The following is a 21,737-nucleotide window of genomic DNA, read 5'->3' on the forward strand; positions in this document are numbered from 1 at the left end:
AGCGCCGTCTACAAGAAATACGCTACATCGCCAGCGCCATCCGCTGGCGACGTTCAGCGGCTATTCTTTCCAGCTCCATGGGCTCTATGCAGCGTAGCGCCTGCGTCGGGCATGCCGCCACGCAGGCCGGGCCCTCTTCACGATGGCTGCACAAATCGCACTTCAGCGCCTGTACGCCCTCCTCCACCCGCATCACCGTTATCGCGCCATAGGGGCACGCCACCATGCAGCTTTTGCACCCAATACAGCGGCGCTGATCTACGCGCCAGACCGAATTTTCTCGGCGGATAGCGCCCTCGGGGCAGACGTTGGCGCAGGGCGCATCTTCACACTGGCGGCACAACGTCGCCGTCGAAAGTTCATCATTCTTTACCACGCGGATCCGCGGTGCAAAGCGCGTAGCGGATACGCCAGAACAATCCTGATTCTGCTGATGGGACACCACGCAGGCGACTTCACAGGTACGGCAGCCGATGCACTTTTGCGCATCCGCGATAATAAACCGGTTCATCCTTGCTCCATTAGGGATAAAAATGCAGAGTGCCAGAAAAAGCCGCTTCCGCGCCTTGATCCTGAATGGAGTCAGCGGCGTTTTCTCTCAGATGCCCGGGACAATTAGGTCATCTGCCTTAGCCTTCCCGCACGGAAAAGCCCAGTTCGCGAGAAATCGCCTCTGCCGTCTCGCGCAGCGGTTTGAGTAAACGCTTCTCTCCCGCCATTTCAGGGCGCAGTGCAAATCAGAGTAACAACAGAGAAACGAACTCAGAAGCAGCAATAAGCGGGCTATTTTCAGATTGACCCCCCTCGCTCCCAGGCCACATACTTTCTCCCGCCCCCCGCTGCTAGCGGGCGTCTGATGGCGCAAGCGACGTCATGTCTCCCGGTGTTTTAGAACAGGATCTTTTGATTTATGGATGAATTCATTACCGTTTCTTTAAAAAAAATGAGCGCGAGCAGTATTTATAAAATCCTGCTTATCGGCCTGACCTGCTCATTAGTGCCGCTCGGCCTTTTAAACGGCATTCTCGCGGCGGTTGGCGTCAATTTACTGACGCTGCGCTGGAACGGAGAAACTGTCCATGGCTTCAGCGCGATTATTATCAGCCCGATCTTCTGCTTCATCCTGGCGCTGGTGTTGACCGGCATCGTCGGCAGCCTGGCCTGGCTCGGATTATGGATTTACGGCCAGTTTCGCCCGCTGACTCTGCGCATCTCTTCCACCGATCGGGGTTAATGCAACCCGCTGGCCGGGCCATCAGACCGGACCTGATAGCCCGGCCAGGCGCCTCCGGCAACTTCTGTTTATTCTTTTATGAACAATGCTTTATCCCGCAGAATATGGTCGTTACCGCGACGGCGAGTAAAACCGATGCGGTCAAAATACTCGAGGATCTGAATCGCCAACTTGCGCCCGACGTTCAGCGTATCGCGGAAATCCGCCGCGCATGTTGAACCCCTTTCCAGATCCAGTTCACGGATCATTTTGGCAAACTCCACGATCCGATCGTTGCGATAGTAGCGATCTTTGACGATCGCGGTAATCATCCCCTGCTGCGCCGCCTGGCGAAGCACCGCACGCATTAACGACTCTTCCACGCAGGCTTCCCGCGCCAGATCGCGAACCCACCAGGGCTCATCGGCAAACAGCCCGGCGACCCGCTGCCAGATGGCCTGCTGCTCGTCGGTAAAGCCCGCTTTATGTTCCGGCAGATGCAGCCAGCCGTGGTGGCTATGAACAATACCGCTTTCTCGCATTTGCTCAATCAGCAGCAGCACCAGCGCTTCATCTTCCATCGGCAGCGCAATACGCCGCAGCCGTTCGCGGCCCGGTCCCGGCTCATCGCGATGCTGATCGTGATAGCGCGCGAGGGCTTCAAGCAGCTTGCGCTGCCAGCGCGCGGCGAGCGGGGCGCTCAACAGGCTCTTTCCCGCCTGTAGATAGTCAGGGCGGTTAATCAGGGCGTTGAGGCCATCGCTACTGAGCTGACGCGCCCAGGCGAAATCATCGAGACGCACCGCATCGCGCTGAAGGTGAATATCCAGCGCCTGGACGTCATCGCTTTGCGCAGCAGCCAGCGCGTGCAGCCACTGTAAATACTCCGGCTTACGCTTGCCCCGGCGCGGCGGATTGAGCGTCACCACTCGCGCACCGGCGAGCGTCAGGCGCGCGGAAATATCGCGGAGCACCAGACGGTCATTATCCGCCAGCCGCAGCGGCGTATCGAGGACCAGCTCCGCCAGCGCGCCTTCAAGCAGCGACACCCGGCCGGTAATATGGCTGGCGGCGTGGTGGATATGCAGCGGCTGCCACTGGCTAAGCGGCGTGTGGCACTGGAGCTCGACAATGACCCGGTCACAGGCTTCCGGGGGCTGTACCGAGAGCAGCCAGTCGCCGCGATTGAGGTCCTCTTTTTGCGCATCGCCGACAATATTCAGGGCAATACGCTGGCCGGCCCGGGCCTGCTCAACCGGCTGATTTTGCGCGTGCAGACCGCGCACGCGCATCGGTTTATCCACGCCGGTCAGCCACAGCGTCTCGCCAACGTTGACCTCGCCGGATAGCGCCGTCCCGGTAACCACCAGCCCCGCGCCTTTGACGGTAAATGCCCGGTCGATCGCCAGGCGAAAACGCTGACGCTGCGGATGCGCGCGCGCGGCAAGGCGCAGGAGATGCTCGCGCAGCTCGTCAATGCCCCGCCCTTCCGTCGCCGCGACGGTAAACAGGGTCGCGCCGGTAAAGCCGAACTCCGCCAGCGCCGCATCGATTTCCGCCTTTACCTCCTCGATCCGAGTTGCTTCTACGCGGTCAGCTTTGGTCAGCGCGACGGTTAACGTCGGCTGCCCGGTAAGCTGGAGGATCGCCAGATGTTCGCGCGTCTGCGCCATCACCCCATCATCGCAGGCCACCACCAGCAGCGCGTGATCGATACCGCCGACACCGGCCAGCATGTTGGACAAAAACTTTTCGTGACCGGGTACGTCGATAAACCCCAGTACCCGCCCGTCGGGCTGCGGCCAGTAGGCGTAGCCCAGATCGATTGTCATCCCGCGCGCTTTCTCTTCCGGCAGGCGATCGGCGTTGATGCCGGTTATCGCCTGCAGCAACGTGGTTTTGCCGTGATCAACGTGTCCGGCGGTGGCAATAATCATCTCAGTAACATCTCCATAAACCGGGTTTCATCCTCAAGACAGCGCAGGTCCAGCCACAGGCGGCCATCATAGATCCTGCCAATAACCGGCACGGACAGCAGACGCCAGCGTGCCGCCAGGGCCTCCAGCTGGCTGCCGCGACCATCGCGCGGAGTCAACGTCAACGCCGCGCTGGGCAAGCGGTCCACCGGCAGCGAGCCGCTGCCGATCTGCGACAGGCATGGCTCAACCCGCAGGTCAAAATCAGCATAATGCGCGACCAGAGCCGTTCGTATACGTTCGGCCTGCTGACGAATATCATCCGCCTGACGAGTCAGCAGGCGTAGAGTCGGCAGCTCTGCGGCCAACTTTTCCGGGTGCAGATAGAGGCGCAGCGTGGCTTCCAGGGCCGCGAGGGTCATTTTATCCGCCCGCAGGGCGCGCTTGAGCGGATGGCTCTGCAAACGGGCGATTAGCGATTTTTTGCCGACGATGATTCCCGCCTGCGGGCCCCCCAGCAGTTTATCGCCTGAGAAGCTCACCAGGCTGACGCCTGCGGCAATCATCTCCTGCGGCATCGGCTCTTTCGGAAGGCCGTACTGGCTTAAATCTACCAGCGAACCGCTACCGAGATCGGCCACCACCGGGATATTCAACTCGCGCCCCAGCTCGGCCAGCTCCGCTTCATCGACCGCTTTCGTGAAGCCCTCAATGCTGTAGTTGCTGGTATGCACCTTCATCAGCAGGCCGGTATTGTCGTTCACCGCCTGACGATAATCTTTCGCGTGGGTGCGGTTAGTGGTACCGACTTCATGCAGAACGCAGCCCGCCTGGCGCATCACGTCAGGAATACGGAACGCGCCGCCGATCTCCACCAGCTCACCGCGCGACACCACCACCTCGCTGCCGCCGGCGATCGCCGCCAGCATCAGCAATACCGCCGCCGCGTTGTTATTGACGATACAGGCGTCTTCCGCACCGGTGATACGGCACAGGAGGTCGGCGAGCGCTCGGTCGCGGTGGCCGCGTCCGGCATCATCAAGATCGTATTCCAGCGTCACCGGCGCGCGCATCGCCCGGGCAACCGCCTCAACCGCCGCTTCCGCCTGAATCGCCCGGCCAAGATTGGTGTGCAACACGGTACCGGTCAGGTTAAAAACCGGACGCAGCGCGCTCTGCTGCGTCAGCGCCAGCCGCCTCGTCGTTTCCTGCAGCCAGTCATCGCACCAGCCCGGCAGCGCCTGGTTCTGACGGATATTTTCCCGCGCCTCGTCCAGCATCTGGCGCAGCAGCGCCACCGTCTGGGAGTGACCATATTGCATCAGCAGCGGCGAGAATGCGGGATCGCGGAGTAAACGGTCGATGGCCGGAAGCCGGGTATAAAGCGCACGAATCTCGGTAGTCATGAATGAGCCTATTTTCCCCCCTCCCGACGGGAGAGGGAGTCAACAAATGAGCAGCAATTGTAATCCCTTCACGAGAAAACTGTTACCTGCCTGGGTCAACTCACCGGCGGTTCGGTGCGCGCAAAGCTGGCGCGCTGAAAGAGGGAATCCACCAGACGGACCAGCTTCGGTCGGGTGGCGCACCAGCCTGGCGCGACGCGGCGGAAATTGAGATAAGCGATGGCGCAGGCTGCGGAGATGGTCGCCAGATTAACCTCATCAGGGCGCAACGTTCCGTCACTCGCATAGCCTTCCAGCGCATCGAGACCGCGCGCGACCTTTTCGCGCTGGCGCAGCAGTTCGCTTTCCGACTGCTGCGCCGCTGGCCACGCTTTCTCCCGTACCAGAGTTTGCGCGGCCTCCATCACCCCATCTGCCAGCGCCTCAATTTGACGCAGTTTCAGCGCGGCTTTCGGTTCCGCAGGCAGCATAGCCGGGGCGATGCCGAGCAGCTCCAGGTATTGAGCAATAATGGGAGAATCGTACCAGCAGTCGCCGTCATCGGTGACCAGCGCGGGCACTTTTCCCAGCGGATTATACTGCGCCACGCCGTTAGTCTCGTGGTAAGGGAATTCGTTGACGAACTCAAAGGGGATCGCTTTTTCCAGCAGTATGACGGAAATTTTGCGCACAAAGGGACTGGTGTAGCTGCCGATCAGTTTCATTGCCTGCTCCTTTCGCCAACAAAGTAATAAGTATGGCGCAGGCGCAGGCAAATAGCAGAGAGAGAAATCACCCCATGCCAGACTGACCCCGCTAATGGTCCAGATAGAGATAGTGCATCCAGCTGGTCATGCGCAGTAGCACTTTACGCATCACCGAAACGTGGGTGAAATGATCGGAGTAAACCGCCACCTGGGCATAGATCCCGTCAGGCAGAGCGTCGACGGCAGCGTTGGGCTCCAGCTCAATGGTCGCCAGCACGCCATCGGTACCCGGCGTCACCGTCAGTGCCTGCAGCGTGCCCTGCGCCTGGTATGTTCCGCCCGGCACGACCGGCAGGATACTCACCAGCTTGCCGCGAAAGACCTGTCCCGGCAGCGCGTTGAACACCGCTTCGGCATCGTCGCCCTGCTCCAGCCTGAGCAGCGAATTTTGCCGGAACTGCGCCACGATGAGGCGTTTCTGTTGCGGAATAAAGACCATCACCGGCCGCAGAGGCAGCGAGGCGGCATAGGTACCGGGACGAATCAGGACCTGGGTAATATAACCGTCGCTGGGCGCGCGCACGGTGGTCTGGTCAAGATTATATTTCGCCTCCGCCAGCTGCGCGCGGAGGCTCACTATCTGAGACTGCTCGCCGTTAACCATGCTGTCGAGCTGACTCTGAATTTGCGCCTGCTCCGCCACCGATCCTTTCACCATCGCATCCTGGGCGAGGTAGTTTTGCCGGGCATTATCGATATCGCTTTCCGAAAACGGATTAACCCGCGCCTGGCTTCCTTTCAGGTAGCGCTGATAATCCTTATACAGACGGTCGCGCTCCGCCGAAACGCGCGTGGTGTTGGCCTGAGCCTCAGAAAGCTGGGCTTTAAGGGTATTGATACTGTGCAGCGCGGTCACAAGATCGGCCTGGAGTCTGTCGACCCGTGCCTGATAACGTGTCGGGTCGATGGTAAACAGCACCTCTCCCTTTTTAACTCGTTGATTGGCTTTATCCGTAACGCTGCTGACCACTCCGGTAACCTGCGGGGTAATCGGAATAGAAATCACCGCCTTCTGCGCAGTGAAGGTATAAGGATGGTTGTAGTTCATTAATAAAATAAGCGCGCTAACAATTAATACGCCGCCCAGCGCCGCGGTGGGAACCGTCCATTTATTTACCGGGATCTTAAATATTTTAAATATCGACCAGGCTATCGCCACGTAGGTTAAAATAATCAGCAGATCCATGAGTTATTTCTCCACCGTAGGGGATTGGGTAGATGGCTGAATACCCGTTATCTGCTTTTCAAGCGCAATAACCCGTTGCCGCAGTTCGCTAAGTTCATCCTCGCTTTCCGTCGCCTCCGGCGACATCTCATCCCGCGAGTGCTGCATCCCCCAGCCGCGTTCAGGCCGATAAAGCGTGGCCCAGATCCATAAAAACGGCCAGATAACGTGCAGAGTAAAAAGACTCACCCAACCCGCAACATGAATGGCATCGGCATGCGGGTGGTTACGTTTCTTCGCGATCAGATAAGGAATATCATGGAGAATGATGATTCCATAAAAAATCACCAGAAATACAAAGATCAGAACGCCGAGCGCAAAATAATTGAGAAACATAATTTCCTCGGATTTACGCTAATTATTTCCAGGATGTATGCCGGGCCCGACAAAAAAAGGGCGGACAAATTGAGCATAATTCACCCGTTTCATTTTCGCCATTGACGACTAAAATGTTCTTTAAGCCCTCGCGTTGCTGAATGACGCATCAGCAAGCGGAACGCGGTATAACCTGCGCGAGATCACATCAGGGAAAATCCAGGTGAAAATATTTTGTGATATACATCACAAATAAATAACAAAACGTCAAAGTAAATTTGTGATTTTAATCACATAAAAATGCATTATCCCCCCTTAAAACCGGGTCTGTTGTTTTTTTACACACCAATTTTGTGACTAAGATCACTACAAAAGACCCTCGCCGCCCTATATTCATGTGATACAAGTCACATAAAAGTCCATCGACTGGACAGCTTAACGATTCAGTGCCAAATTTCGCACTATCACTCAGGGCCCGGCTACCTCTGCCGCCTTATTAACAACAAGCCTCGGGCTTTCAGCCTGCCGATAGCAAAAACAGAAGAAGGGGTGTTTTATGTCATCCGATATCAAGATCAAAGTGCAAAGCTTTGGTCGTTTCCTCAGCAATATGGTGATGCCAAATATCGGCGCGTTTATCGCGTGGGGTATTATCACCGCACTATTCATTCCGACAGGATGGTTACCGAACGAAACGCTGGCGAAGCTGGTCGGTCCGATGATCACCTATCTGCTGCCGCTGCTGATCGGTTATACCGGCGGTAAGCTGGTTGGCGGCGAGCGCGGCGGCGTAGTCGGCGCGATTACCACCATGGGCGTTATCGTCGGCGCGGATATGCCGATGTTCCTCGGCTCCATGATCGCCGGTCCACTGGGCGGCTGGGCTATTAAAAAATTCGACGTGTGGGTAGACGGTAAGATCAAGTCCGGTTTTGAGATGCTGGTGAATAACTTCTCCGCAGGCATCATCGGTATGATCCTCGCTATCCTGGCGTTCCTCGGCATTGGCCCGGCGGTTGAAGTTCTGTCGAAAATCCTGGCTGCGGGCGTTAACTTCATGGTGGCGCACGACATGCTGCCGCTGGCGTCTATCTTTGTTGAACCGGCAAAAATCCTGTTCCTCAATAACGCCATCAACCACGGTATCTTCTCGCCGCTGGGCATCCAGCAGTCTCACGATCTCGGCAAATCTATTTTCTTCCTGATTGAAGCCAACCCGGGTCCGGGGATGGGCGTCCTGCTGGCGTACATGTTCTTTGGTCGCGGTAGCGCGAAACAGTCTGCGGGCGGTGCGGCAATTATCCACTTCCTCGGCGGTATTCACGAAATTTACTTCCCGTACGTACTGATGAACCCGCGCCTGATTCTGGCGGTTATCCTCGGCGGTATGACCGGCGTGTTTACCCTGACCCTTCTCAACGGCGGTCTGGTTTCTCCGGCCTCTCCGGGCTCCATCCTCGCCGTGCTGGCAATGACGCCGAAAGGCGCCTACTTCGCTAACATCGCCGCGATTGTTGCCGCCATGGCCGTCTCCTTCGTGGTTTCAGCCGTGCTGCTGAAAACCAGCAAAGTTAAAGAAGAAGATGATATTGAGGCCGCAACCCGCCGTATGCAGGATATGAAAGCGCAGTCCAAAGGCGGCGCCACTCCGCTGGCCGCGGGAGACGTGGCTAACGACCTGAGCCACGTGCGTAAAATCATCGTTGCCTGCGATGCCGGTATGGGCTCCAGCGCAATGGGCGCAGGCGTGCTGCGTAAAAAAGTGCACGATGCCGGACTGAGTAATATCTCCGTCACCAACTGTGCGATCAACAACCTGCCGCCGGATGTTGACCTGGTCATCACCCACCGCGACCTGACCGAGCGTGCGATGCGCCAGGTGCCGCAGGCGCAGCATATTTCGTTGACTAACTTCCTCGACAGCGGCCTGTACACCAGCCTGACCGAACGTCTGGTTGCGGCGCAGCGCCACACGGATAACGAAGAGAAAGTTCGCGATAGCCTGAAAGACAGCTTCGACGCGTCTGACACCAACCTGTTCAAACTCGGCGCGGAGAACATCTTCCTCGGCCGTAAAGCGGCGACGAAAGAAGAAGCGATTCTGTTTGCCGGCGAACAGTTGGTGAAAGGCGGCTACGTTGAACCGGAATACGTCCAGGCGATGCTGGATCGTGAAAAGCTGACCTCCACCTATCTGGGTGAGTCCATCGCGGTACCGCACGGCACCATTGAAGCCAAAGACCGCGTTCTGAAAACCGGCATCGTCTTCTGCCAGTACCCGGAAGGCGTGCGCTTTGGTGAAGAAGAGGATGAGGTGGCTCGCCTGGTTATCGGTATCGCCGCCCGTAATAACGAGCATATCCAGGTGATTACCAGCCTGACCAACGCGCTGGACGATGAGTCGGTGATTGAGCGTCTGGCGAAAACCACCAGCGTTGAAGAAGTTCTGACGCTGCTGAAAGCGTAGCCTGTAGCCCGGCAGTGCGCCGGGCAACGCCCGCCTCTCCTCATACGTGGGGAGAGGGTTCGGGTGAGGGAAAAGCCTCACCCGAACCCTCTCAGGTAAAAACATTAATTGAAGGTTAATACTATGAAAGCATTACATTTTGGCGCAGGTAATATCGGTCGTGGTTTTATCGGCAAACTGCTGGCGGACGCGGGGATACAGCTGACGTTCGCGGATGTAAATCAGGTCGTGCTTGATGCCCTGAATGCCCGTCATAGCTATCAGGTTCACGTGGTCGGCGAGAATGAGCAGGTCGATACCGTTTCCGGCGTTGACGCCGTCAGCAGCATCGGCGACGAAGTTGTCGAGCTGATTGCCAGCGTGGATCTGGTGACCACCGCCGTCGGCCCGGTCGTGCTGGAACGCATCGCCCCGGCGATTGCCAAAGGCCTGGTCAAACGTAAGGCGCAGGGGGTTACTGCCCCGCTCAACATCATCGCCTGCGAGAACATGGTCCGCGGTACCACCCAGTTGAAGGGACATGTCTTTAACGCCCTGGCCGAAGAAGATAAAGCCTGGGTTGAAGCCAACGTCGGCTTCGTTGATTCCGCCGTTGACCGCATCGTTCCGCCATCGGCTTCCGCTACTCACGATCCGCTGGAAGTCACCGTGGAAACCTTCAGCGAGTGGATTGTCGACAAGACCCAGTTCAAAGGCGAACTGCCGAACATCCCCGGTATGGAATTAACCGATAACCTGATGGCATTTGTCGAACGTAAGCTATTCACCTTAAACACCGGACATGCTATAACCGCCTACCTCGGAAAACTGGCGGGTCATCAGACCATCCGTGACGCGATTCTTGATGAGAAGATTCGCGCTGTGGTTAAAGGGGCCATGGAAGAGAGCGGCGCGGTGCTGATCAAACGCTATGCCTTTGACGCGCAGAAGCACGCTGCTTACATCCAGAAAATTCTCGGTCGCTTTGAGAACCCGTATTTGAAAGATGACGTTGAGCGCGTTGGCCGCCAGCCGCTGCGTAAACTGAGCGCGGGCGACCGTTTAATTAAGCCGCTGCTTGGTACGCTGGAATACGGCCTGCCGCACCGGAATCTGCTGAAAGGGATCGCCGCGGCGATGCACTTCCGCAGCGAAGACGATCCGCAGGCGCAGGAGCTGGCGGCGCTGATTGCCGAGAAAGGCCCACAGGCCGCGCTGGCGCAGATTTCTGGTCTGGACGCGGCAAGTGAAGTGGTGGCGGAAGCCGTTAACGACTACAACGCGACCAAATGAGGCAAGACCTGGCGCGGTCAGAACCGCGCCCATTACTTATGTCAGATATGCAGGCAATAATGGAAGAAACACAGGCATTTGAAAACCGTGTGCTTGAACGTCTGAATGCTGGCAAAACCGTACGAAGCTTCCTGATCGCCGCCGTTGAACTGCTGACGGAAGCGGTCAATATCCTGGTGCTTCAGGTATTCCGTAAAGACGACTACGCGGTGAAATACGCAGTGGAGCCGTTGCTGGACGGCGACGGGCCGCTGGGCGACCTTTCCGTACGCCTGAAGCTGATCTACGGCCTTGGGGTGATTAGCCGCGCCGAATATGAAGATGCCGAACTGCTGATGGCCATGCGCGAAGAGTTGAATCACGATGGTAATGAGTACAGTTTTACCGACGATGAGATCCTCGGACCGTTTGGCGAGCTGCACTGCGTCGCCGCCCTGCCGCCCACGCCGCAATTCGATGATAGCGATGCGGAGCTGCTGGCAATGCAAAAGCTGCGCTACCAGCAGGTCGTACGTTCAACAATGATGCTTTCTCTGACCGAGCTGATTTCTAAAATCAGCTTAAAAAAAGCCTTTCAAAAATCAACGCTCTGATTCTGACTCTTGCTGGTCGCACGTCGGCCGATAAAGCTGACGATAATACTCAAGACGTCGCAGAAACAGCGCTTCTTTATCAGCCGGAATATCCGGCGGTATATGCTGCAAACGCGGAGATTTTTTTAGATATTCCATAAAAGCCTGACTTGAAGCCATAAAATCTACGGCTTTATCAATAATACGCGGTACGCCGTCGCCTATTTTCGCCATCACGCTCTCCTCTGCTGGGGAATGATCCTATTAAGGATTAGCCAAAAATAGCGTTTCAGATGAGGAAAACGTGCTTAACAGCCGACAGGCTTCACAGAAATGAGTATTCGCCAACTCTGCCTTGAAACAGGAATAATTTTCAATAAGTTATATTGTGCCGTTACGCCTGTTAAGGGTAAAAAAATGGCGTCGTTTTGATAAATAACTACCCACAACCCAAGCGACAGCACATACTATAGTCTGATAATGCCCCTTTCTTAATAGATTAAACCACCATGAAAGAAGTCGAAAAAAACGAAATTAAGCGCCTGAGCGATCGTCTTGATGCTATCCGCCACCAGCAGGCCGAGCTGTCACTGGTCGAAGCTGCTGACAAGTACGCCGAACTGGAAAAAGAGAAAACCACCATTGAGACGGAGCTCGTCCGCCTGCGTGAGGTTCAGGGCCAGAAGCTGAGCAAAGAAGCGCAAAAGCTGATGAGCATGCCGCATCGCCGCGCCATCACCAAAAAAGAGCAGGCCGATATGGGCAAGCTTAAGAAAAGCGTACGCGGTTTGGTCGTTGTCCATCCGATGACCGCGCTGGGACGCGAAATGGGCCTCAAAGAGATGACCGGCTTCTCAAAAACCGAGTTCTGATATTTTCATCCCGTGAATCTCCCGGCTCGCGCTGTGCTTAGCCGGGCTACGGGTTCACTCTCCTCTGCGAGACGGTAGCCCGGGCAGATGCGCTGCATCGCCTCCGGGATCTATTCTGATTCTAACGCTATTCACCGCCCCAATTGGCCCTACCAATTATTTCTTAAACCCCCTAATGGTTCACATATCCATCATTTTCCGTCACAATCATATTGCTCAGCAATAACATTTGATTAACCATTCCTTGTCGTTAATCCTACAATCGCAATTTGGCTGGGCCAATTTTACAAATGATGTGACCTGCTAAGAGCACAAGACTCAGCACGGCATCATGGCGGCCCGATGGAGACCTGCATGAACCTCTGGCAACAAAATTACGATCCGGCCGGCAACATCTGGCTATCGAGTCTTATCGCATCGCTACCGATTCTTTTTTTCTTTTTTGCCCTGATTAAGCTCAAGCTGAAAGGGTACGTCGCCGCGACCTGGACCGTGGTCATTGCGCTCTCCGTCGCCCTGCTGTTCTACAAGATCCGGTTGACCACGCGCTGGCCTCCGTCATCTACGGCTTCTTCTACGGCCTGTGGCCAATCGCGTGGATTATTATCGCCGCGGTCTTCGTCTATAAAATTTCGGTGAAAACCGGGCAGTTCGACATTATCCGCTCATCAATCTTATCGATTACTCCGGACCAGCGTCTGCAAATGCTGATCGTCGGTTTCTCCTTCGGCGCCTTCCTTGAAGGGGCCGCCGGTTTTGGCGCGCCGGTCGCTATCACCGCAGCGCTGCTGGTAGGACTCGGCTTTAACCCGCTGTATGCGGCGGGCCTGTGCCTGATCGTTAATACCGCGCCGGTGGCGTTTGGCGCGATGGGCATTCCGATTCTGGTCGCCGGGCAGGTTACGGGACTCGACAGCTTTGAAATTGGCCAGATGGTCGGCCGCCAGCTGCCGTTCCTGACCATCATCGTGCTGTTCTGGATCATGGCGATTATGGACGGCTGGCGCGGCATTAAAGAGACCTGGCCTGCGGTCATGGTCGCCGGCGGCTCCTTTGCTATCGCTCAGTACCTCAGCTCAAACTTCCTCGGCCCGGAGCTGCCGGACATTATCTCTTCGCTGGTATCGCTGGTCTGTCTGACGCTGTTCCTCAAACGCTGGCAGCCGGTACGCATCTTTCGCTTCGGCGATATGGGCGCATCGCAGGTCGATATGAACCTGGCGCGCACGCACTACACGCCGGGACAGGTGATTCGCGCCTGGACACCGTTCCTGTTTCTGACCGCCACCGTGACCCTGTGGAGCGTGCCTCCGTTCAAAGCGCTCTTCGCTCCCGGCGGCGCAATGTACGATTTTGTGATTAATATTTCCGTGCCGTTCCTCGACAAGATGGTAGCGCGCATGCCGCCGGTGGTTAGTGAAGCCACGCCATATGCCGCGGTCTATAAATTTGACTGGCTCTCCGCCACCGGCACCGCGATCCTGTTCGCCGCGCTGCTTTCCATCGTCTGGCTGCGCATGAAGCCAAAAGATGCGATTTCCACCTTTGGCAGCACGCTGAGAGAGCTGGCGTTGCCGATTTACTCCATCGGCATGGTGCTGGCGTTCGCCTTTATTTCCAACTATTCCGGTCTATCCTCAACGCTGGCGCTGGCGCTGGCGCACACCGGCCATGCATTTACCTTCTTCTCGCCGTTCCTCGGTTGGCTGGGGGTATTCCTGACCGGTTCAGATACCTCGTCTAACGCGCTTTTTGCCGCGCTGCAGGCCACGGCGGCCCAGCAGATTGGCGTCTCCGATATCCTGCTGGTCGCAGCAAATACCACCGGCGGCGTGACCGGGAAAATGATCTCCCCGCAGTCGATCGCCATCGCCTGTGCGGCGGTCGGCCTGGTGGGTAAGGAGTCCGATCTGTTCCGCTTTACCGTCAAACACAGCCTGATTTTCACCTGTATGGTCGGCGTCATCACCACGCTGCAGGCGTATGTCTTAACCTGGATGATCCCGTGATAGTGATGCCAAAACGCCTTGCCGACGACGTCGCCCGTCGCGTGCGGGCGCTGATTGAAGAACAAAAGCTGGAGGCGGGCATGCGATTGCCCGCCGAGCGCCAGCTGGCAACGCAGCTCGGCGTATCGCGCAATTCTCTGCGCGAAGCGCTGGCGATGTTAGTCAACGAAGGGGTGCTGCTCAGCCGTCGCGGCGGCGGCACCTTCGTGCGCTGGCAGCACGAAGCGTGGTCGGAGCAAAACATCGTTCAACCGCTGAAGACGCTGCTCTCCGACGACCCCGATTACAGCTTTGATATCCTCGAAGCCCGTCATGCTATTGAAGCCAGCACCGCCTGGCATGCGGCAATGCGGGCAACCGATGCCGAAAAAGAGAAAATCCGCCTCTGCTTTGAAGCCACCCAAAGTGAAGACCCGGACCTGGCCTCGCAGGCCGATGTCCGCTTCCACCTGGCGATCGCCGAAGCCTCGCACAACGTGGTGCTCCTGCAAACCATGCGCGGTTTTTTTGATCTCTTACAATCCTCAGTCAAGGAGAGCCGCCAGCGGATGTATCTCGTCCCGCCGGTATTCGCTCGCCTCACCGAACAGCACCTGGCGGTCATGGAGGCGATTGTCGCCGGTGACCCGGAAGGTGCCAGACAGGCGATGATGGCCCATCTGGGCTTCGTTCACGCCACCATCAAACGTTTTGATGAAGACCAGGCCCGCCAGGCGCGAATTACCCGCCTGCCCGGTGACCATAACGACAATTCCAGGGAGAACTTGTGATGATTATTTCCGCCGCCAGCGACTACCGCGCCGCCGCACAGCGTATCCTGCCACCGTTCCTGTTCCACTACATCGACGGCGGCGCTTACGCCGAGCACACCCTGCGCCGCAACGTTGAGGATCTCTCCGACGTGGCCCTGCGCCAGCGCATTCTGCGCAATATGTCGGACCTGAGCCTGGAAACCACCTTATTCAATGAGAAACTGGCGATGCCAACGGCGCTGGCGCCGGTTGGGCTGTGCGGGATGTACGCGCGCCGTGGTGAAGTGCAGGCCGCCGGCGCAGCGGATGAGAAAGGCATACCCTTCACCCTCTCTACCGTTTCCGTCTGCCCGATAGAAGAAGTTGCCCCGACCATTAAGCGTCCGATGTGGTTCCAGCTGTACGTTCTGCGCGACCGCGGCTTTATGCGCAACGCGCTGGAGCGCGCGAAGGCGGCGGGTTGTTCAACGCTGGTCTTTACCGTCGATATGCCGACCCCCGGCGCACGCTATCGCGATGCTCACTCCGGGATGAGCGGCCCGAACGCGGCGATGCGCCGCTACTGGCAGGCCGTGACCCATCCGCAGTGGGCATGGGACGTCGGATTAAACGGCCGCCCACATGATTTAGGCAACATCTCCGCCTACCTCGGCAAGCCGACCGGCCTGGAGGATTACATCGGCTGGCTGGCGAATAACTTCGATCCCTCGATTTCCTGGAAAGACCTTGAGTGGATCCGTGAATTTTGGGATGGCCCGATGGTGATCAAGGGGATCCTCGATCCGGAGGACGCCCGCGACGCGGTGCGCTTCGGCGCTGATGGCATCGTGGTGTCTAACCACGGCGGCCGCCAGCTTGATGGGGTGCTCTCTTCCGCCCGCGCCCTGCCCGCGATTGCCGATGCAGTTAAAGGCGACATTACGATTCTCGCCGATAGCGGCATCCGCAACGGCCTCGATGTCGTGCGCATGATTGCCCTCGGCGCCGATAGCGTGCTGCTGGGCCGCGCTTATCTGTATGCGCTGGCCACGCACGGCAAGCAGGGTGTCGCCAATCTGCTGAACCTGATCGAAAAAGAGATGAAGGTGGCGATGACGCTGACCGGGACGAAAACCATCGGCGAAATCAGTCGTGAATCCCTGGTGCAAAACGCCGATGCGCTGCGGACCTTTGATGTGATCAAAGCAGCGAACGCGGCGGTTAGCCCTAATCCTGAAGAAACCGTCCGGCAGGTGGGTTAACGTCCTCGTCGGGCCATCCGGCTCACAGGCCGGCGTCGGTTTGCTCCCTTTCCGCGAGAGGGTCGGGGTGAGGGTTAGCCAAATATCTGCTATTCTGCCCCCCGCAATGTAAGGGGGCAGCATGCTTAACATCGTCTTATTTGAACCAGAAATCCCGCCAAATACCGGGAATATCATCCGCCTGTGCGCTAACACCGGCTTCAATCTGCATATTATCGAGCCTATGGGGTTTGCCTGGGATGATAAGCGCCTGCGCCGCGCCGGTCTGGATTACCACGAGTTCGCCGCCGTCCAGCGCCATCGCGATTACGCCGCGTTTGTTGAAAGCGCAAAGCCGCAGCGCCTGTTCGCCCTGACCACCAAAGGCACGCCGGCGCACAGCGCGGTGAGCTATCAGGACGGCGATTATCTGATGTTTGGCCCGGAAACTCGCGGACTGCCGGGCAGTATTCTTGATGCCCTGCCGCCAGAACAAAAAATCCGTATTCCGATGATGCCGGACAGCCGCAGCATGAACCTGTCAAATGCGGTGTCGGTGGTGGTCTATGAAGCCTGGCGCCAGCTGGGATATCCCGGCGCGGTACTGCGCAGCTGAGCTGGCTTTCTCCCGGAGGCGGCGCGTAGCGCCTGTCCGGGCTACCAGACTGCGCTCGGCTTTGTAGCCCGGATAGATGCGCAGCATCGCCTCCGGGAAATCAATCAAATACCGTCACCGTACTCGAAGGTATGGTGTATGCCATTAAAGTGCTGATCCATATCCATTGCGGGCTTATCGCTCTCTGGCTTGCCCACAATACGGGCCGGTACGCCTGCGGCGGTGGTATGCGGCGGCACCGGCTGCAGCACCACCGAACCCGCGCCGATTTTTGCTCCGCGCCCAACTTCGATGTTGCCGAGGATCTTCGCCCCGGCGCCAATCATCACCCCTTCACGAATTTTCGGATGACGATCGCCGCTGGTTTTACCGGTACCGCCGAGGGTCACGGATTGCAGAATCGATACATCGTCTTCAATCACCGCCGTTTCGCCGACGACAATACCGGTGGCGTGGTCAAGCATGATCCCGCGGCCAATCTTCGCCGCCGGGTGGATATCCACCTGGAACGATACGGAAACCTGATTTTGCAGGAAGATCGCCAGCGCCCGACGCCCCTGATTCCATAGCCAGTGGCCGATACGATAGGCCTGCAGCGCGTGGAACCCTTTCAGATAAAGCAGGGGGGTAGAGTATTTATCCACCGCCGGGTCGCGCGTTCGCACCGCCTGAATATCACAGGCGGCGGAGGCGATCATTTCCGGGTCAGCGGCGTAGGCCTCTTCCACTACTTCTCGGATCGCGATGGCGGGCATAATCGGAGAAGCCAGCTTGTTCGCCAGCATATAGCTCAGGGCGCTGCCGAGATTTTCGTGCTTGAGTAGCGTGGCGTGGTAAAAACTGGCGAGCATCGGCTCACAGTCAGCTAAAGCCCGGGCTTCGGCTTTAATGTTATTCCAGACGATATCCAGTTCTTCACACGGCATTGCTGACTCCAGACGATATAATCATGACCGGCCAGTTCTTCGCTGGCCGGGTCATTCAGGTGATCCAGGTTCCATTACGGTTAATTGCTGCGCTCGTCCTTGCGTGCACGGCCTAATAAGGTCAATGCTGCCTCGCGCGCAATTTTTCCGCAATACAATACCTGATAAATTTCCTCGGTTATTGGCATTTCGACGCCTAAACGCTGCGCCAGAACGCGAACCTCTTTGGTATTGCGATAGCCTTCAACCACCTGGCCAATCTTCTCCTGAGCGCTTTGCACATCCATACCCTGGCCGAGCATCATGCCGAAGCGGCGGTTACGCGACTGGTTATCGGTGCAGGTGAGCACCAGATCGCCTAAGCCCGCCATACCCATAAAGGTTTCCGGATCGGCGCCAAGGGCCTCCCCGAGGCGAGACATTTCGACCAGCCCGCGGGTAATCAGCGCGGTACGCGCATTGGCGCCAAAGCCGATGCCGTCAGACATGCCGGCGCCGATAGCGATAACGTTTTTCACCGCTCCGCCGAGCTGCACGCCGATAAAATCCGGGTTGATATAGACGCGGAAGCTCTTGCCGCAGTGCAGCAAGCGTTGCAAATCATCAGCAAACTGCGGATCCGTCGACGCCAGCGATATCGCCGTCGGCAGGCCTGCCGCCAGCTCTTTCGCAAAGGTCGGACCGGAAATTACCGCCAGCGGAATATCGTCGCCCAGGGCTTCACGGGCCACGTCCTGCAGCAGGCGTCCGGTTTCCGCTTCCAGACCTTTTGTCGCCCAGACCAGACGAGCGTCAGAGCGCATCAGCGGTTTAATCTGCCGCAGCACTTCGCCGAAAACGTGGCTCGGCACGACTACCAGAATATCGCGGCTGGCAGCCAGCGCGGTCGCCAGATCGCTTTCCAGATGCAGCGTGTCGGGGAAAGGAACGTCAGGAAGAAATGCGGCGTTGCAGCGATCGTGCTGCAGCGTCGCAATATGTTTCGGGTCATGGCCCCACAGCACAACGTGGTGGCCATTTCTTGCCAGGGTGATGGCAAGAGCGGTGCCGTAAGAGCCGGCACCGATTACAGTCATTGCAGCGTTAAGCGCGTTCATCAGGCATCCTGATGTTGTTCAGCACCTTCGCCAGCCTGCTGCTGCAGATAGTTCATAAACAGCGCATCGAAGTTCACTGGCGCAAGGTTCAGTTGCGGGAAGGTACCGCGAGAAACCAGGCTGGTGATGCACTCACGCGCGTACGGGAACAGAATGTTCGGGCAGTATGCGCCGAGGCAGTGCGCCATCTGGGTACCGTCGATGCCTTCGATGGAGAAAATACCGCCCTGCTGAACTTCACACAGGAATGCAGTTTCTTCGCCCAGCGAGGCGGTTACGGTGACACGCAGCACCACTTCATACACGCCTTCAGCCAGCTGGCTGGAAGCTGTATCCAGATCAAGTTTAACTTCCGGCTGCCAATCTTTCTGGAAAACTTGCGGCGCGTTCGGCGCTTCAAAAGAAATATCTTTGGTATAGATGCGCTGAATCTGGAAAGTCATTTCGGTGCTGTTTTGTTCTGACATAGTAAAACCCTTTCGTGTTGTCCTTAAGTACGCCCGTCCAATGGAGATGAGCGCAAAAAATTAGCGCAAGAGGGGATCGAGTCCACCACGTGAATCAAGCGCATACAAGTCGTCACAGCCGCCAATGTGCTGCGCATCAATAAAAATCTGCGGAACCGTCGTCCTACCGCTGCGCTGAATCATCTCTTCACGCTTTGCAGCATCGCCATCGATAGGCAACTCGTTGAACGTGACGCCCTTGCTGTTCAGCAGGGCTTTCGCACGCACGCAAAACGGACATGTCGCTTTGGTATAGATATCAATATTGGCCATGACTTCACTCCTGTTTTTACCCCCGAGGGTTTTACACCGCAGGCAATGTTCCCCCGCTGGCGAATCGCCGGCACAGGGGAAACCGCACTACGCCATAAAGACGCGGGTAAATTATTTACCGCGTACCAGCGGAAGGTTCTCGCCGCTCCAGCCTGCGATGCCTTCCTTCAGTACGAAGACCTTTTCAAAACCGGCTTTGTTCAGCGCGCTGGCGGGTTCTTGCGCCTGCATACCTGAGCCGTCTACTACTATAATGGGTTGTGCTTTGTGCTTTTCCAACTCGCCGACGTTATTTGCTTTGATATCGCTCGGCAGCAGGTTAATAGAACCCGCAATATGACCTTTGCGGAAATCGTCACGCTGACGCAGGTCGACAACCACGGCATCTTCTTTGTTGATCAGGCGCGTCGCTTCACCGCGGGTGATGACTTTAACTTTCGACATCAGCCCTTTAAAGGTGGTGAACAGCACCGCCGCCAGCAGCGCGACCCACGCGATGCTCAGGACGGGGTGACGGCTGATGAATTGCATAATTTCTTGCATGGGGGGTTACAACTCCCGACTAAGTGAGAAAAAAACCAGGGAAGGAGTATACCTGTGCATTGCGGCAAATACAGCCAGTGAGCGCGATGTAATGTATTTTCTGCGGCCCGTCACGAAAAAAAACCGCTCTCGCCGCGGCGATGCGCTCTGGCCGCCCTCTTTCTTTGATCTTTTACGGTGATTTGATCGATTCAGCTGTAGTAAAATTACGCAAATTTTCTGTCTTTGAGCATGAGGTTGTCGCAATGTCGGTTTCTAAAAAACCTATGGTACTGGTGATTCTGGATGGCTATGGCTACCGTGAAGACCAGCAGGATAACGCTATTTACAGCGCCAAAACCCCTGTTATGGACGCACTGTGGGCAAAACGTCCGCATACTCTGATTGATGCTTCAGGCCTGGAAGTCGGTCTGCCGGATCGTCAAATGGGTAACTCCGAAGTGGGCCACGTCAACCTCGGCGCGGGCCGCATCGTATATCAGGACCTGACCCGCCTGGACGTTGAAATCAAAGAACGCACCTTCTTCGCCAACCCGGTACTGACCGGCGCGGTGGATAAAGCCGTTGCCGCTGGCAAAGCCGTGCATATTATGGGCCTGATGTCTCCGGGCGGCGTCCACAGCCACGAAGACCACATCATGGCGATGGTGGAGCTGGCAGCCGAACGCGGCGCGGATAAAATCTATTTGCACGCTTTCCTCGACGGCCGCGATACCCCGCCGCGCAGCGCTGAAAAGACGCTGGCGAAATTCGAAGATAAATTTGCCGCACTCGGCAAGGGCCGCGTCGCCTCAATCATTGGCCGCTACTACGCCATGGATCGCGACAACCGTTGGGATCGCGTTGAGCAGGCTTACGATCTGATGACTCTGGCGAAAGGCGAGTTCCAGGCCGATACCGCCGTTGCGGGCCTGCAGGCCGCTTATGCACGCGATGAAAACGATGAATTCGTGAAAGCAACCGTTATTCGCGCTGAAGGCCAGGCCGATGCGGCCATGGAAGACGGCGATGCGCTGATTTTCATGAACTTCCGTGCCGACCGCGCTCGCGAAATCACCCGCGCCTTCGTTAACGCCGATTTCGACGGATTTGCCCGTAAGAAAGTGGTTAACCTCGATTTCGTCATGCTGACCGAGTACGCCGCAGACATTAAAGTCGCCTGTGCTTATCCGCCGGCATCTCTGGTGAACACCTTCGGCGAATGGATGGCGAAAAATGACAAAACCCAGCTGCGCATCTCCGAAACTGAAAAATACGCTCACGTCACCTTCTTCTTCAACGGCGGCGTTGAAGAGCCGTTCAAAGGCGAAGAGCGCATTCTGATCAATTCACCGAAGGTCGCAACCTACGATCTGCAGCCGGAAATGAGCTCCGCTGAGCTGACCGAAAAACTGGTTGCCGCCATCAAGGGCGGTCAGTTCGACACCATCATCTGTAACTACCCGAACGGCGATATGGTTGGCCACACCGGGGTGATGGAAGCCGCCGTTAAAGCAGTAGAAGCGCTGGATCGCTGCATTGACGAAGTGAGCAAAGCCGTTGAATCCGTTGGCGGACAGCTGCTGATCACCGCAGACCACGGCAACGCCGAGCAGATGCGCGATCCGGCCACTGGCCAGGCGCACACCGCGCACACCAACCTGCCGGTTCCGCTGATTTACGTTGGCGATAAAAACGTCAAAGCGGTCAACGGCGGCAAACTTTCCGACATCGCGCCGACCATGTTGACGCTGATGGGAATGGAAATCCCGCAAGAGATGACTGGCAAGCCGCTGTTCATCGTGGAATAAT

At 57.1% G+C, this 21,737-nt stretch carries 21 protein-coding genes and 2 pseudogenes; 10 read left to right on the top strand and 13 right to left on the bottom strand.

Features of this window, described 5'->3' with window-relative positions; genetic code table 11:
- Positions 1 to 22: 22 nt before the first annotated feature.
- Positions 23 to 511, bottom strand: a complete 489-nt coding sequence (locus ACSIPU_RS14595; protein WP_004106813.1) for a 4Fe-4S dicluster domain-containing protein — start codon at positions 509 to 511, stop codon at positions 23 to 25.
- Between the two features lie 118 nt (positions 512 to 629).
- Positions 630 to 728 (bottom strand): annotated as a pseudogene (locus ACSIPU_RS14600) (IclR family transcriptional regulator); the annotation flags it as partial.
- 182 nt (positions 729 to 910) lie between these two features.
- On the opposite strand from ACSIPU_RS14600, the gene ACSIPU_RS14605 reads away from it, so the two are divergent.
- Positions 911 to 1,234 carry a hypothetical protein gene (locus tag ACSIPU_RS14605; protein ID WP_004106814.1) on the top strand — a complete coding sequence of 108 codons (324 nt, stop codon included), beginning with the start codon at positions 911 to 913 and terminating at the stop codon, positions 1,232 to 1,234.
- A 68-nt stretch (positions 1,235 to 1,302) separates the two neighbouring features.
- On the opposite strand, the gene selB is transcribed toward ACSIPU_RS14605, so the two are convergent.
- From selB to ACSIPU_RS14630, 5 genes are all read right to left on the bottom strand, one after another.
- Complete coding sequence (gene selB, locus ACSIPU_RS14610) at positions 1,303 to 3,150, bottom strand: selenocysteine-specific translation elongation factor (protein WP_064370681.1); 1,848 nt, start codon at positions 3,148 to 3,150, stop codon at positions 1,303 to 1,305.
- Positions 3,147 to 4,535 carry an L-seryl-tRNA(Sec) selenium transferase gene (gene selA, locus ACSIPU_RS14615; protein WP_016807714.1) on the bottom strand — a complete coding sequence of 463 codons (1,389 nt, stop codon included), beginning with the start codon at positions 4,533 to 4,535 and terminating at the stop codon, positions 3,147 to 3,149. Before selA ends, selB begins: the two co-directional genes overlap by 4 nt.
- A gap of 95 nt (positions 4,536 to 4,630) precedes the next feature.
- Positions 4,631 to 5,239, bottom strand: coding sequence for a glutathione S-transferase (locus ACSIPU_RS14620; protein WP_004106819.1), 609 nt, complete (start codon positions 5,237 to 5,239; stop codon positions 4,631 to 4,633).
- 91 nt (positions 5,240 to 5,330) lie between these two features.
- Positions 5,331 to 6,467: an HlyD family secretion protein gene (locus ACSIPU_RS14625; RefSeq protein ID WP_004106821.1), complete on the bottom strand. Its 1,137-nt coding sequence runs from the start codon at positions 6,465 to 6,467 to the stop codon at positions 5,331 to 5,333.
- Positions 6,468 to 6,470: 3 nt separating this feature from the next.
- Complete coding sequence (locus ACSIPU_RS14630; RefSeq protein ID WP_047720526.1) at positions 6,471 to 6,842, bottom strand: DUF3302 domain-containing protein; 372 nt, start codon at positions 6,840 to 6,842, stop codon at positions 6,471 to 6,473.
- 535 nt (positions 6,843 to 7,377) lie between these two features.
- Between ACSIPU_RS14630 and mtlA the strand changes: the two genes are divergently transcribed.
- From mtlA to mtlR, 3 genes are all read left to right on the top strand, one after another.
- Entirely contained in the window at positions 7,378 to 9,288 is a 1,911-nt protein-coding gene (gene mtlA / locus ACSIPU_RS14635) for a PTS mannitol transporter subunit IICBA (protein WP_004106823.1), read from the top strand.
- Positions 9,289 to 9,411: 123 nt separating this feature from the next.
- Complete coding sequence (gene mtlD / locus ACSIPU_RS14640; RefSeq protein ID WP_024274808.1) at positions 9,412 to 10,560, top strand: mannitol-1-phosphate 5-dehydrogenase; 1,149 nt, start codon at positions 9,412 to 9,414, stop codon at positions 10,558 to 10,560.
- Positions 10,557 to 11,153, top strand: a complete 597-nt coding sequence (gene mtlR / locus ACSIPU_RS14645; RefSeq protein WP_024274809.1) for a mannitol operon repressor MtlR — start codon at positions 10,557 to 10,559, stop codon at positions 11,151 to 11,153. The genes mtlD and mtlR overlap by 4 nt, the downstream gene beginning before the upstream one ends.
- Here the strand turns inward: mtlR and ACSIPU_RS14650 are convergent.
- A complete protein-coding gene (locus ACSIPU_RS14650; protein WP_004106828.1) occupies positions 11,142 to 11,366 on the bottom strand; it encodes a hypothetical protein in 225 nt (74 codons plus the stop codon). The genes mtlR and ACSIPU_RS14650 overlap by 12 nt on opposite strands.
- A 275-nt stretch (positions 11,367 to 11,641) precedes the next feature.
- Here ACSIPU_RS14650 and ACSIPU_RS14655 point away from each other — a divergent pair, with 275 nt between their 5' ends.
- The 5 genes and pseudogenes from ACSIPU_RS14655 to trmL all read left to right on the top strand — a co-directional run bounded on the left by ACSIPU_RS14655 (position 11,642) and on the right by trmL (position 16,601).
- Complete coding sequence (locus ACSIPU_RS14655) at positions 11,642 to 12,004, top strand: YibL family ribosome-associated protein (RefSeq protein ID WP_004106830.1); 363 nt, start codon at positions 11,642 to 11,644, stop codon at positions 12,002 to 12,004.
- 354 nt (positions 12,005 to 12,358) lie between these two features.
- Positions 12,359 to 14,013 (top strand): annotated as a pseudogene (gene lldP / locus ACSIPU_RS14660) (L-lactate permease).
- Positions 14,010 to 14,783, top strand: a complete 774-nt coding sequence (gene lldR / locus ACSIPU_RS14665) for a transcriptional regulator LldR (protein WP_004106838.1) — start codon at positions 14,010 to 14,012, stop codon at positions 14,781 to 14,783. Before lldP ends, lldR begins: the two are co-directional and overlap by 4 nt.
- The gene (lldD, locus tag ACSIPU_RS14670) at positions 14,783 to 16,006 is read left to right on the top strand and encodes an FMN-dependent L-lactate dehydrogenase LldD (protein ID WP_049127866.1); all 1,224 of its coding nucleotides are present in this window, start codon (positions 14,783 to 14,785) and stop codon (positions 16,004 to 16,006) included. Before lldR ends, lldD begins: the two co-directional genes overlap by 1 nt.
- Positions 16,007 to 16,127: 121 nt before the next feature.
- Positions 16,128 to 16,601 (top strand): tRNA (uridine(34)/cytosine(34)/5-carboxymethylaminomethyluridine(34)-2'-O)-methyltransferase TrmL, encoded by a 474-nt coding sequence (gene trmL, locus ACSIPU_RS14675; protein WP_004106843.1) that lies wholly within the window; start codon positions 16,128 to 16,130, stop codon positions 16,599 to 16,601.
- Positions 16,602 to 16,705: 104 nt separating this feature from the next.
- Here trmL and cysE read toward each other — a convergent pair whose 3' ends face one another.
- The 5 genes from cysE to ACSIPU_RS14700 form a co-directional block, all read right to left on the bottom strand.
- The gene (gene cysE, locus ACSIPU_RS14680) at positions 16,706 to 17,527 is read right to left on the bottom strand and encodes a serine O-acetyltransferase (protein ID WP_004106845.1); all 822 of its coding nucleotides are present in this window, start codon (positions 17,525 to 17,527) and stop codon (positions 16,706 to 16,708) included.
- 80 nt (positions 17,528 to 17,607) lie between these two features.
- Positions 17,608 to 18,624, bottom strand: a complete 1,017-nt coding sequence (gene gpsA, locus ACSIPU_RS14685) for an NAD(P)H-dependent glycerol-3-phosphate dehydrogenase (protein WP_004106848.1) — start codon at positions 18,622 to 18,624, stop codon at positions 17,608 to 17,610.
- Complete coding sequence (gene secB / locus ACSIPU_RS14690; protein ID WP_004106849.1) at positions 18,624 to 19,091, bottom strand: protein-export chaperone SecB; 468 nt, start codon at positions 19,089 to 19,091, stop codon at positions 18,624 to 18,626. The genes gpsA and secB overlap by 1 nt, the downstream gene beginning before the upstream one ends.
- Before the next feature lie 60 nt (positions 19,092 to 19,151).
- Positions 19,152 to 19,403: a glutaredoxin 3 gene (gene grxC / locus ACSIPU_RS14695; protein ID WP_004106850.1), complete on the bottom strand. Its 252-nt coding sequence runs from the start codon at positions 19,401 to 19,403 to the stop codon at positions 19,152 to 19,154.
- A 111-nt stretch (positions 19,404 to 19,514) separates the two neighbouring features.
- Positions 19,515 to 19,946, bottom strand: a complete 432-nt coding sequence (locus ACSIPU_RS14700) for a rhodanese-like domain-containing protein (protein WP_004106853.1) — start codon at positions 19,944 to 19,946, stop codon at positions 19,515 to 19,517.
- Between the two features lie 245 nt (positions 19,947 to 20,191).
- On the opposite strand from ACSIPU_RS14700, the gene gpmM reads away from it, so the two are divergent.
- Complete coding sequence (gene gpmM, locus ACSIPU_RS14705) at positions 20,192 to 21,736, top strand: 2,3-bisphosphoglycerate-independent phosphoglycerate mutase (RefSeq protein ID WP_017145241.1); 1,545 nt, start codon at positions 20,192 to 20,194, stop codon at positions 21,734 to 21,736.
- Position 21,737: the final 1 nt, after the last annotated feature.

The organism is Klebsiella sp. HN106, from assembly GCF_051209435.1.
Lineage (GTDB): Bacteria > Pseudomonadota > Gammaproteobacteria > Enterobacterales > Enterobacteriaceae > Klebsiella > Klebsiella oxytoca.

Bases quoted from the DNA above. Each gene is read 5' to 3' on its own strand.
- ACSIPU_RS14595 (WP_004106813.1), bottom strand. From the start codon at position 511: ATGAACCGGTTTATTATCGCGGATGCGCAAAAGTGCATCGGCTGCCGT.
- ACSIPU_RS14605 (WP_004106814.1), top strand. From the start codon at position 911: ATGGATGAATTCATTACCGTTTCTTTAAAAAAAATGAGCGCGAGCAGT.
- selB (WP_064370681.1), bottom strand. From the start codon at position 3,150: ATGATTATTGCCACCGCCGGACACGTTGATCACGGCAAAACCACGTTG.
- selA (WP_016807714.1), bottom strand. From the start codon at position 4,535: ATGACTACCGAGATTCGTGCGCTTTATACCCGGCTTCCGGCCATCGAC.
- ACSIPU_RS14620 (WP_004106819.1), bottom strand. From the start codon at position 5,239: ATGAAACTGATCGGCAGCTACACCAGTCCCTTTGTGCGCAAAATTTCC.
- ACSIPU_RS14625 (WP_004106821.1), bottom strand. From the start codon at position 6,467: ATGGATCTGCTGATTATTTTAACCTACGTGGCGATAGCCTGGTCGATA.
- ACSIPU_RS14630 (WP_047720526.1), bottom strand. From the start codon at position 6,842: ATGTTTCTCAATTATTTTGCGCTCGGCGTTCTGATCTTTGTATTTCTG.
- mtlA (WP_004106823.1), top strand. From the start codon at position 7,378: ATGTCATCCGATATCAAGATCAAAGTGCAAAGCTTTGGTCGTTTCCTC.
- mtlD (WP_024274808.1), top strand. From the start codon at position 9,412: ATGAAAGCATTACATTTTGGCGCAGGTAATATCGGTCGTGGTTTTATC.
- mtlR (WP_024274809.1), top strand. From the start codon at position 10,557: ATGAGGCAAGACCTGGCGCGGTCAGAACCGCGCCCATTACTTATGTCA.
- ACSIPU_RS14650 (WP_004106828.1), bottom strand. From the start codon at position 11,366: ATGGCGAAAATAGGCGACGGCGTACCGCGTATTATTGATAAAGCCGTA.
- ACSIPU_RS14655 (WP_004106830.1), top strand. From the start codon at position 11,642: ATGAAAGAAGTCGAAAAAAACGAAATTAAGCGCCTGAGCGATCGTCTT.
- lldD (WP_049127866.1), top strand. From the start codon at position 14,783: ATGATTATTTCCGCCGCCAGCGACTACCGCGCCGCCGCACAGCGTATC.
- trmL (WP_004106843.1), top strand. From the start codon at position 16,128: ATGCTTAACATCGTCTTATTTGAACCAGAAATCCCGCCAAATACCGGG.
- cysE (WP_004106845.1), bottom strand. From the start codon at position 17,527: ATGCCGTGTGAAGAACTGGATATCGTCTGGAATAACATTAAAGCCGAA.
- gpsA (WP_004106848.1), bottom strand. From the start codon at position 18,624: ATGAACGCGCTTAACGCTGCAATGACTGTAATCGGTGCCGGCTCTTAC.
- secB (WP_004106849.1), bottom strand. From the start codon at position 19,091: ATGTCAGAACAAAACAGCACCGAAATGACTTTCCAGATTCAGCGCATC.
- grxC (WP_004106850.1), bottom strand. From the start codon at position 19,403: ATGGCCAATATTGATATCTATACCAAAGCGACATGTCCGTTTTGCGTG.
- ACSIPU_RS14700 (WP_004106853.1), bottom strand. From the start codon at position 19,946: ATGCAAGAAATTATGCAATTCATCAGCCGTCACCCCGTCCTGAGCATC.
- gpmM (WP_017145241.1), top strand. From the start codon at position 20,192: ATGTCGGTTTCTAAAAAACCTATGGTACTGGTGATTCTGGATGGCTAT.